Origin of the sequence: Streptomyces sp. NPDC006193 (assembly GCF_040613915.1) — a bacterium.
Lineage (GTDB): Bacteria > Actinomycetota > Actinomycetes > Streptomycetales > Streptomycetaceae > Streptomyces.
Genome location: NZ_JBEXTB010000056.1, coordinates 1 through 10,217 on the forward strand (window position 1 = coordinate 1; position 10,217 = coordinate 10,217).

Sequence of the window (10,217 nt, forward strand, 5' to 3'; positions counted from 1 at the left end):
GTCCGCCGACCGCGCCGGCGGCGGTCGGCGGGCGGCCGCCGGGCGCCGTGCGGGCCGCTTCGGGCGTGGCGCATTCCACACGGCGCTCGTGGCGCATTCTGCACGCTGCTCCGGGTAGACGCACTGTCGGACGACGGAAGGAGGAGGCGTGGAGCCCGTGCTGCTGTCCCATTCGTTCGAGCGGGGCGTGCTCGTGGTCACCGTGCACGCCGACCCCGGCGCCGACGGCGGGACCCTCCTCCTGACGCACCTCAGCGACCTCGTCCACGCCCACCGGTCCGCGCCCGTCGTCGTCGTCCTCGACGACGCGGCCGCGGTGAGCACCGTGATCGGCGCCGTCCTGTGCGCCCACCGCATCTGCAGCCGGCTCGGCGTCCTCATGTCCGTGGCCACCGCCAGCGCGCCCGCACGCCGCCTCCTCGAGGCCGGCACCGGCGCCGGCGGCCACCGCATGGTCATCCACGCCCGCGTCGGCACGGCCATCGCCATAGCCGCCGCGTTCGCCGCCGCCGCCTGACGCGGCCCGCGGTCACAACGGGCCCGCCCCGTCCGGCGCGAACGGCCCCCCGGACGCCGTCAGATCGTCGTAGACGAGCAGCCCGTCCTCGCGCAGCCGCACGCCGGGCGTCGGCCGGTGCGGGTGGCACCGTCCGTCGTGCATCAGATGGCACACCTCCCCGCCCCGCGCGACGAGGGTGAAGTCGGCGATCAGACGGCGGTGGCACCGCCACCACACCGCCTCGCTGCACATCACCGCCGTGCGGGCCGCCGCGGCCTCCCGGAGCAGCCGGTCCATCGCGGCGAGGAAGCCGGGCGTGCGGGTGTGCGCGGCGTAACCGCGGAACGAGGCGTTGCGCCAGACGACGTCCGGGCTGTCCGGCGGCGGTCTGCGGAACCCGCCCAGATGCGGCTCCCACCGGTAGTCGATCCCCTGCCCGGGCAGCCAGGCGGCGAGCCGCTCCCGGGCCAGGTGCGGATGACGGCGGCTGCCCGGGGCGGTGCGCACGTCCACGACGGCGGTGACACCGGCGCCGTGCAGCAGGGCGCCGATCGCCCCCGGGCCGGCGGTGCTGTGGCCGAAAGTGACCAGGAGCGGTGTCATCCGCCGCTCCGCGCGCCCCGCCGGGCGCCGACGGCGATCAGGGGGACGAGCGCCGCGAGCGCCTCCGCGTCCGCGCGGGCCCGGGCGTCGTCGCGTGCGGTGCCCACCCGCGGCGGCCCGATGCGCTCGGTCCCGTCCGGCAGCGGCACCCGGCACGCGCGGGCGCCGTCGCCGGGGGGCGCGGCCGGCAGGACGTCGCCGTACTCGTGGGCCCGTGCCGCGACGGTCCCGGCGATGTGCGCCTCCCCGTCGTGGGCCGCGGTCTCGTCGTCGGTGAGGAGGCACAGGGTGGCGCGCTGGAGGCCGGCCAGGCAGACGGGCGCCCGGTCGAAGGAGGCGGCACGGGCGCGCCGGGACGCCCCGGCCGGAAGCGCTCCGACCGGCACGAGGCGGCCGGCGTCCGGCGGGCCGGCCGGTATCGCCCGTCCGCCCTCGCCGCTCGGCTCCGGCATCGTCCACCTCCGGTCGTCGCCGGCGCGTTGCGGGGTGACGCGCCGGCCGCGGTCAGAAAGCCGCTCCGTCGAACAGCACGGACAGGTCCGCCTCGGGGACGCGGCCGAGGGTCTGCTCGGCCCAGATCACCTTGCCCCGCTCCGCGTACCGCGTGCCCCAGCTGTCCGCGAACTGGGAGACGAGGAACAGGCCGCGGCCACCTTCGTCGGTGGTGGCCGCGCGGCGCAGCCGGGGCGATGTGTTGCTGCCGTCCGACACCTCGCAGACGAGGGTGGCGCGCCCCAGCAGCATCCTGACCCGTACCGGCGCAGCGCCGTACCGGATCGCGTTGGTGAGGAGTTCGCTGAGGATCAGTTCCGTGGTGAACGCCGACTCCTGGAGCCCCCAGTCGGCCAGGCGCCGGCCCACCTCGGCGCGTACCCGGGACACCGCCGCCACGTCGAACGGCACGTCCCACGCCGCCACCCGGGACGGGTCGAACCGCCGGGTGCGGGCGACCAGCAGCGCCACGTCGTCCCGTGGGTGCTCGGGGAGCATGCTCTCCGTGAGGGCGCGGCAGATCTCCTCCGGTGTGCCGCCCGCCCGGGCGACGGCCGAGCGGAGCAGGTCCAGGCCCTCGTCGACGTCCCGTCCGCGGGCCTCGATCAGCCCGTCGGTGAACAGCACCAGGCGGCTGCCCTCGGGCAGCTCCAGCTCCCCCGCCTCGAAGGGGTGCCCTCCCACCCCGAGGGGCGGGGACAGCGGCAGGTCGGGCGAGGTCACCCCGCCCCGGTCGTCCACCACGACGGGTGCGAGGTGCCCGGCGCGGGAGAGGGTGCAGCGCCCGCCGACCGGGTCGTAGACGGCGTAGAGACAGGTGGCGCCGGTGAGCGGGGCGTGCTCGTCGCGGCCGTCGGACGTCTGGGTGTCCAGCCGGGTCACCATCTCGTCCAGGTGCCCGAGCAGTTCGTCCGGGGCGAGGTCCAGCGAGGAGAAGTTCAGCACGGCGGTCCGCAGGCGTCCCATCGTGACCGCCGCCTGGAGCCCGTGCCCGACGACGTCACCGACGACCAGGGCCACCCGGAAGCCGGGCAGCGGGATGACGTCGAACCAGTCGCCGCCCACCCCGGACTGCGCGGGCAGGTAGCGGGAGGCGATCTCCAGGGCGTCCTGTTCGGGCAGCCCCACCGGGAGCAGGCTGCGTTGCAGCGTCACGGCCATCGCGTGCTCGCGGGCGTACCGGCGGGCGTTGTCGATGGCGACGGCGGCCCGGGCCACCAGTTCCTCGGCGACGGCGACGTCCTCCTCCTCGAAACGGGGGAAGCCGGTGCCCCGCCAGAAGTTGACCATCCCGAGGACCACTCCGCGTGCCCGCAGCGGCACCGTGATCAGCGAGTGGATGCCGTAGTCCAGCGCCTGCCGCGCGCCCTCCGGGTCCTGGGCCCGCCAGTCCTCGGCGCCGTGGAGGTCCGGCACCAGGACGGCCCTGCCGCGCCGCAGGGCCGCCACCATCGGCGTGTCGGCCGCCACGAACCGGATCACGTCCCCCACGGGCTGCAGCGGATGCCCGTCCCGCGACGCGCGCAGCGCGGTGCGCCGCATCCGGTGGACGGCGCCCGTGGGCTCCTCGCTGCGCAGCACGGAGTCGAGGAGTTCCACGGTGACGAAGTCCGCCAGGCGCGGGACCGCCACCTCGGACAGTTCCTCCGCCGTGCGCCGCACGTCGAGCGTGGTGCCGATCCGCATGCCGGCCTCGTACAGGAACGACAGCCGGCCCCGCGCCACCTCGGCCTGCCCGGACAGCGCCCTGAGGTCGGTGGTGTCGCGCAAGGTGGCGACGAGGCCCTGTGCGCCGCCGTACGGCGCGGTGAGCCGGGTGTTGACGGCCAGCAGCCGGTCGCCGGCGGGCACCACCACGTCGGTCGCGGCCTCGCCCGACGCCAGCAACCGGGTCAGTCCGGGCCCCAGCCCCAGCTCCGTCACCTGCCGCCGGTCCGCGTCCTCGGGCAGGTCCAGCAGCCGGCGCGCCTCGTCGTTGACGAGCAGCACCCGCCCGTCGCCGCCCACGATCAGCACCCCTTCGCGCACCGCGTGCAGCACGGCGTCGTGGTGCTCGTACATCCGGGTCATCTCGGCCGGCCCGAGCCCGTGGGTCTGCCGGAGCAGCCGGCGGCTGACCAGGGCGGTGCCGGCGGTCGCCAGCGCGAGCGCCCCCGCCGCCGCGCCGAGCAGCATCGGCAGCTGCCGGTTCAGCACCTGCGCCACATTGGCGTACCGGATCCCCGCGGTGACGATGCCGACCACCCGCCGGCTCGCGTCCATCACGGGGACGACCGCGCGCACGGCGTCGGTCGGGCGGCCGTGGAACGTCTCCGTGTACGCCTCGCCCGCGACGGCACGGCCGACGCCCGGCTCCTTGGTGCCGATCACGGCGGGGTCGGGGTCGGTGAGCCGGACCCCGTGCGCGTCCAGCACGGAGACGAAGTCGACGCCCGACCCCTGCCGGGCGTGTTCCGCCGCGTCCTGCAGCCGTGCCGTCGGATCCGGTGACCGCAGCGCGAGCGCGGTGCCGGGTGCGTGCGCGAACGCCTCCGCCGCGGCCAGCGAGCTGTTCCGGGCGCTGCGCTCGGCGTCGTAGCGTCCCTGCAGCACCAGGGCGGAGGCCGCCACCGCGACCAGGACCAGCATGATGAGGGCCTGCTGCAGGAAGACCTGCGCGGCGAGCGTGCCGACGCTCAGGGAAGGCGCCAGGCGCCGTCCGAGCGACGGCCGGCGCCGGGGACGGCGGGACGGATCGGACGGCCGCCGGGCGCCGGGCGGCGGCGCCGCTCTCGCCCGAGGCCGGCGGGATCGTCCGCTCATCTCCCTTTTCTAGCACCTGGGCTCCCCGGTCCGCTCGCCGGGGCGTGCGCGGGCGGCGCACTCGGCGGCACCGCCCGCCGCGGCCCGGACGGCGCGTGCGCGGCCCCGGTCCGCCGTCGAGGCGGCCGCGCCCGGCGCCCTGCGCCGACATGCCGTTGAGTGGAGCAATGGCCGGTGTGCGGTCGCCCGGGCAGCAGGCTGGGCCCGTGCACCAGGCCGGCCTGGGCCCGAGGGCCGTCCGACAGGAGCGGCGTCCGCGAGAAGCATGCAGGAGCGTCGGGTGAAGCAGCCACGGACCGGCCGGGAACCCGCGGGCGGAACGGCCATGCGCACCCGGTTGCCGGCCCCTCCCGCGTGGATGCGCTGGCTTCCGGCGCTGTACGTCGCGGCCGTGCTGCTCATCGAGCCCGCCACGCCGGTGGAGTGGCCGGTGGGCTTCCTGCTGATCGCGCTCCCCCTGGTGACCGCCTTCGCCCACGGGCCCCTCGCCGTCGCCTCCTCCGCGGTCTGCGCGGTGCTGCTCGAGGCGGTGCTGGCCGGCACCCCCTGCTGTGCGGGCCGGCCGGTGGGCCACCTGTGGGACCGCCACTACGTGGCCGCCTACGTCTGCACCGGCCTGGTGGGGACCCTCGGCACCATCCTGGCCGCCCACCGCATCCGCCGTGAGCGCACGCTCGCCGACGTGCGGTTCGTCGCCGAGATCGCCCAGCGCGTCCTGCTCCGGCCGGTCCCGCACCGCCTCGGCGGCCTCCTGCTGGAGAGCCTCTACCTGTCCGCCGCCGCGGAGGCGCGGATCGGCGGAGACCTCTACGAGGCCGTCCACACCCGGCACGGGGTGCGGCTGCTCATCGGCGACGTCCGCGGCAAAGGACTGCTCGCGGTGGAGACCGCAGCGACCCTGCTCGGCGCGTTCCGCGAGGCGGCGCACGACGAACCCGACCTGCCCGCCCTGGCGGGCCGTCTGGAGAGGAGCATGAGCCGCAGGGCGGAGCAGCTCGGCGGGAGCGAGACGAACGAGCGGTTCGTCACCGCCCTCCTCGCCGAGATCCCCGACGACGTGCTCCTCGTCCGCTTCGTCAACTGCGGTCACCCGCCGCCGGTCCTCCTGCGCTCCGGTGACGTGCGGGAGCTGGACCGGGTCGGGCCGGCCCCGCCGCTGAACCTCGGCATGCTCGTCGATGAGCCGTACGAGGTCGACCAGCACCCCCTGCGGCCCGGCGACCGGCTGCTGCTGTACACGGACGGCGTCACCGAGACCCGGAACGCGAGCGGCGCCTTCTATCCGCTCCTGGAGCGCCTGCGGTCCTGGGACCGCCTCCCGCCCGGACAGCTCCTGGCGCGGCTCCACGACGATCTGCTGGCCTACAGCGGCAACCGCCTCCAGGACGACACCGCGGCGCTCGCCGTCCTCCTGCCGGGCGGCGGTCCGGCCGCACCCGGTCCGCCGCCCGGGCCGTGATCCGGTCCTCCGCTTGGGCCGGGCGCGCGCCGGGGGCAGCATGGAAGCACCGGCCATCGGCATCCGTGCCCGCGGCCGGTGGAGGTGGACGTCGGATGGCAGTGGACTCCCGCCGGGCCGGCCGCGGCGGGCAGGGGCCGGAGCGGCCCCGGCCGACCGGTCTGCTGGACGTGCTCAGCGTGGCCGCGGTGGCCCTGGACACCCGCGGGCGCATCGTCTTCTGGACCCCGCAGGCCGAGGACCTGTTCGGCTTCACCGCCGAGGAGGCGCTGGGCAGGCACGCGGCGCGGCTGCTGGTGGGCCCGGAGCACCTGCCGACCGTGGTGAGCCTGTTCACGGAGGTGCTGGAGACGGGCCGGGGCTGGGCCGGGGCGGTACCGGTCCGGCACAAGGACGGCAGCAGCCGTCTGACGGAGTTCCGCACGATGCGGCTGCTCGACGACCTCGGAGACGTCTACGCCCTGGGCATCGCGGCCGACCACACGCTGCTGCAGCGCGTGGAGACCGACCTGGCGCTGTGCGAGCGGCTGATCAACCAGTCCCCCATCGGTCTGGCCCTCATGGACCCCGAGCTGCGGTACCTCCTGGTCAACCCGGCACTGGAGCGGATCGACGGCGTTCCCGCCGAGGACCACATCGGCCGCCGTCTGCGCGAGACCCTGCCGTTCCTGGACGTCGACACCGTGGAGTCCGCGCTGCGTCAGGTCCTCGCCACCGGCACCCCCCTCCTCGACCAGTACCACGTGGGCCGTCCCCCGGCCGATCCGGAACAGGAGCACGCCTGGTCGCTGTCGTTCTACCGGCTGGAGGATCCCGGCGGGCGGACCCTGGGCGCGGCCGCGTCGGTCGTCGATGTCACCGAGCGCCACCGGGCCGCCGCGGAGGCCGACCGCGCGCGGCGGCGCCTGGCCCTGATCGCCGACGCCTCCGCCCGGGTCGGCACCACGTTGGAGGTGGAGCAGACCGCCCGGGAGCTGGCCGAGATCGCGGCTCCCGTCCTGGCCGACGTGGTCGCCGTGGACGTCCTCGACGCCGCCCTGGCCTGCCGCCGTGTGCGCAGGCCGGACGACGGCCCCGAACTGTTCCGCGCGCTCGCCCTGAAAGCGGCGCACCCCACCGTCGCGCTGAACGCCGCCGACCCGCCCGGCGACCTCGCGGCCTACGCGGGCGACCGGCTGGTCACCCTGTGCGTGCACACCGGCCGGCCGGTGCTGGTGCCGCGCGTCGGGCCGCAGGACCTGCCGCGCATCGCCCGGGACGCCGAGGCCGGCGCGCTGCTGGCCCGCGCCGGCGTCCACTCCTACCTCGCGGTGCCGCTGATCGCCCACGGCGAGGTGCTCGGCGCGCTCGACCTCAAACGCACCCGCAATCCGGCCCCGTTCGACGAGGACGACGTCGTGCTGGCCGGTGAACTCGCCGGCCGCGCCGCCGTGGCCATGGACAACGCCCGCTGGTTCCAGAGCGTCCGCAACACCGCCCTCACCCTCCAGCGCAGCCTGCTGCCCGAGCACGCGCCGCACCACACGGGTCTGGAACTGGCCTCCCGCTACCAGCCCGCGCAGTCCACCAGCGAGGTCGGCGGCGACTGGTACGACGTCATACCTCTGGTCGGGGACAAGACCGCCCTCGTGGTGGGGGACGTGATGGGCAACGGCATCGACGCCGCCGCCACGATGGGCCGGCTGCGCACCGCCACCTGCGCCTACGCCGACCTCGACCTGGCCCCCGGCGCGGTGCTCACCCACCTGGACAAGATCACCTGCGATCTGGAGCACTACATCGTCACCTGCCTGTACGCGGTGTACGACCCCCGCAGCAGGCGGTGCACCCTGGCCAACGCCGGGCACATGCCGCCCGCCCTGAGCCGGCCCGGCCGGGCGCCCGCGCTCATCGAGCTGCCCACCGCGGCGCCGCTGGGCGTGGGCGGCATCCGGTTCGACGCCGTCACGGTCGATCTGCACCCCGGTGACGTGCTGGTGCTCTACACCGACGGTCTCGTCGAAACCCGCCAGCACCCCATCGACGACCGGCTGAACGCCCTGCTGGGCTTCCTGGACGAGCCGCACCGGCCGCTGGAGGAGACCTGCGACCTGCTGCTGTACGGCCTCCGCCATCCCGACGACCACGACGACGTGGCCCTGCTCCTCGCCCGCACCCTGTGAGAACCCCGCGCGCGCATCAGGGTGAGAGCAGCAGCATCAGCACGCTGACGGCCTCCCGGCGCACGAACCGTCGCCCTCCGGTGAAGCGACCCGCACCGCCGGAGTAGGCCTGCCGCGACGGCGGCGAACCGGGTCGGCTGCGCCTCCCGCCGCGCGGCGAGCCCGCGCGGCGCCGCTCCGGCCGCCGGGGCCGGGAGGTCGCCGCCGCGGGACGGCGTGAGCACCGGGCCGGAGGAACGGGCGGACGAGCCCGCCGCCGGCTCACGCGGAGGAGCACCCTCAGCCGCGCACCGGTGTGGGATCGTCCGGCGTGGGCACGGGGAATGCTGCGGCGCCCGCCGCGGAGCGGGTCCGCGCCCGACGGTGTGGGAGGGCACATGGACGTGCTGGCCCGGCTGGACCGCTATCAGCGCCGGCATCGGTGGGTCGCCATGCCGCTCGCGGTCGTCTACAAGTTCGTCGACGACCAGGCCACCTACCTGGCCGCGCTGCTGGCGTACTACGGCTTCATCTCCCTCTTCCCGCTGCTGCTGTTCCTGGTGGCGATCCTCAGCTCCGCCCTGCACGGCAACGAGCACCTGCAGCAGTCCGTGCTGCACTCGGCGCTGAGCGAGTTCCCGGTGATCGGCGACCAGCTCGGCAGCAACATCCACTCGTTCCACGGCAGCGGCGCGGCCATCGCCGTGGGCGTCGCCGGCAGCGTCTACGGCGCCCTGGGGGTCGCCCAGGCCGTCCAGCACGGCCTCAACAAGATCTTCGCCGTCCCGCGGCACGCCCGGCCCGACCCGCTGCGCTCCCGGCTGAAGAGCCTGTACTTCCTGCTGCTGCTCGCCTCCGGTCTGCTCCTGACGACGGCGCTGTCCAGTGCGGAGTCCGCCGCCGGCCTCTTCGGCACGCGCCTGGCGGTGGGCATCCGGGTCCTCGTCGGCGTCGCGGGCGTCGCGCTCAACGCCGCCCTGCTCCTGGTGAGCTACCGCATCATGACCCGGCGCCGGCTGCCGCTGCGCTCGATGTGGGGGCCGGCCCTGGGAGCCGCGTGCGCCTGGCAGGCACTGCAGTGGGGCGGCTCCTACTACGTCGGGCACGTGCTGCGGGGGACCACGGCGACCTACGGGATGTTCGGCATCGTGCTCGGCCTGCTCGCCTGGATCTACCTCGCCGGCCTGGTGTACCTCGCCACGGCCGAGATCATCGCCGTGCGCTGCATGCGGCTGTGGCCGCGGAGCCTGCTGACGCCGTTCACCGACCGCGTCCACCTGGCCACGGGCGACGTGCGGGCCTACCGCTCCTACGCGGCCACGGAGTCCTTCAAGGGCTTCGAGAAGATCTTCGTCCACTTCGGTGAGCCGCCGCCGCCGGCCGTGGGCGACAAGGGACCCCCCTGACCGTTCCCCGGCCGCGGCGGCCGCCGGCCGGCGGCTCCACTCGTTCGGGGGATCGGACCCCACGGTGACACGTCGGCCGGGCCGGGCGTGCAACCATCCCCACAACGTACGTGTCTCACCCCTTACCAGCACGACGCTCTACCAAAGGGGACATCATGCAGCGAATAGGAGCGGCGATCGCGGCACTCGTTCTGGCGGGAGCCGGGGTGGGCGCGGCGACGACCGCGGCGACGGCCTCCACCACCCCGGTCACGGCCTGTCCGACCGGCTGGGGCAGCGGCGACAAGGGCGGAGCGGCCACCGGAGCCGTGCCGCTGGAGAACGTCCGGACCGGCCGGCACGACTGCTTCGACCGCATGGTCTTCGACGTGCCCGGCGGCGGCTCCGTCGGCTACTCCGTCAGATACGTCGACCGGCTCTACCAGAACGCCTCCGGGAGTTACATCCCGGTCAGCGGCGGGGCGGTGCTCGAGGTCCGTGTCGGCGCGCCCAGTTACGACCCGGAGAGCGGCGCACCCGCGTACCCGGCACAGGTGGGCCACACCCTTCCGGGGGTGGACGTCAGCGGGTACCGCACCTTCCGGGACACCCGGTTCGCCGGCAGCTTCGAAGGGGAGACGCAGATCGGTCTCGGCGTGCGGGCCCGCCTGCCGTTCCGGGTGACGCAGCTGGCCGACCGGGTCGTGGTCGACGTGGCGCACAACTGGACCGGCAGCCGCTGACCTCCTGTGCGGCGCCACTGCCCGACAAAATCCCCCCGCGTGTCCCAGCACAATACGCGGGCCGGGAGGACGGACGAACTTTTAGTACCTCTC

At 75.3% G+C, this 10,217-nt stretch carries 8 protein-coding genes; 5 read left to right on the forward strand and 3 right to left on the reverse strand.

What is annotated here, in order from left to right; all coding sequences use genetic code 11:
• Positions 1 to 148: 148 nt before the first annotated feature.
• On the forward strand, positions 149 to 517 hold the full coding sequence (locus ABZ261_RS29230; RefSeq protein WP_356864313.1) for a hypothetical protein: 369 nt from the start codon (positions 149 to 151) through the stop codon (positions 515 to 517).
• Positions 518 to 529: 12 nt separating this feature from the next.
• Here ABZ261_RS29230 and ABZ261_RS29235 read toward each other — a convergent pair whose 3' ends face one another.
• From ABZ261_RS29235 to ABZ261_RS29245, 3 genes are read right to left on the reverse strand one after another with little or no spacing between them, the layout of a single operon-like run.
• On the reverse strand, positions 530 to 1,102 hold the full coding sequence (locus ABZ261_RS29235; protein WP_356864315.1) for a DUF488 domain-containing protein: 573 nt from the start codon (positions 1,100 to 1,102) through the stop codon (positions 530 to 532).
• A complete protein-coding gene (locus ABZ261_RS29240; RefSeq protein ID WP_356864317.1) occupies positions 1,099 to 1,554 on the reverse strand; it encodes a hypothetical protein in 456 nt (151 codons plus the stop codon). Before ABZ261_RS29240 ends, ABZ261_RS29235 begins: the two co-directional genes overlap by 4 nt.
• Before the next feature lie 52 nt (positions 1,555 to 1,606).
• Complete coding sequence (locus ABZ261_RS29245) at positions 1,607 to 4,222, reverse strand: SpoIIE family protein phosphatase (RefSeq protein WP_356864327.1); 2,616 nt, start codon at positions 4,220 to 4,222, stop codon at positions 1,607 to 1,609.
• A gap of 454 nt (positions 4,223 to 4,676) precedes the next feature.
• On the opposite strand from ABZ261_RS29245, the gene ABZ261_RS29250 reads away from it, so the two are divergent.
• The 4 genes from ABZ261_RS29250 to ABZ261_RS29265 all read left to right on the forward strand — a co-directional run bounded on the left by ABZ261_RS29250 (position 4,677) and on the right by ABZ261_RS29265 (position 10,124).
• Positions 4,677 to 5,855 carry a PP2C family protein-serine/threonine phosphatase gene (locus ABZ261_RS29250; protein ID WP_356864319.1) on the forward strand — a complete coding sequence of 393 codons (1,179 nt, stop codon included), beginning with the start codon at positions 4,677 to 4,679 and terminating at the stop codon, positions 5,853 to 5,855.
• 95 nt (positions 5,856 to 5,950) lie between these two features.
• Positions 5,951 to 8,017 (forward strand): SpoIIE family protein phosphatase, encoded by a 2,067-nt coding sequence (locus ABZ261_RS29255; RefSeq protein ID WP_356864321.1) that lies wholly within the window; start codon positions 5,951 to 5,953, stop codon positions 8,015 to 8,017.
• 377 nt (positions 8,018 to 8,394) lie between these two features.
• The gene (locus tag ABZ261_RS29260; protein WP_356864323.1) at positions 8,395 to 9,402 is read left to right on the forward strand and encodes a YihY/virulence factor BrkB family protein; all 1,008 of its coding nucleotides are present in this window, start codon (positions 8,395 to 8,397) and stop codon (positions 9,400 to 9,402) included.
• A gap of 155 nt (positions 9,403 to 9,557) precedes the next feature.
• Positions 9,558 to 10,124, forward strand: coding sequence for a hypothetical protein (locus ABZ261_RS29265; protein ID WP_356864325.1), 567 nt, complete (start codon positions 9,558 to 9,560; stop codon positions 10,122 to 10,124).
• Positions 10,125 to 10,217 lie beyond the last annotated feature (93 nt).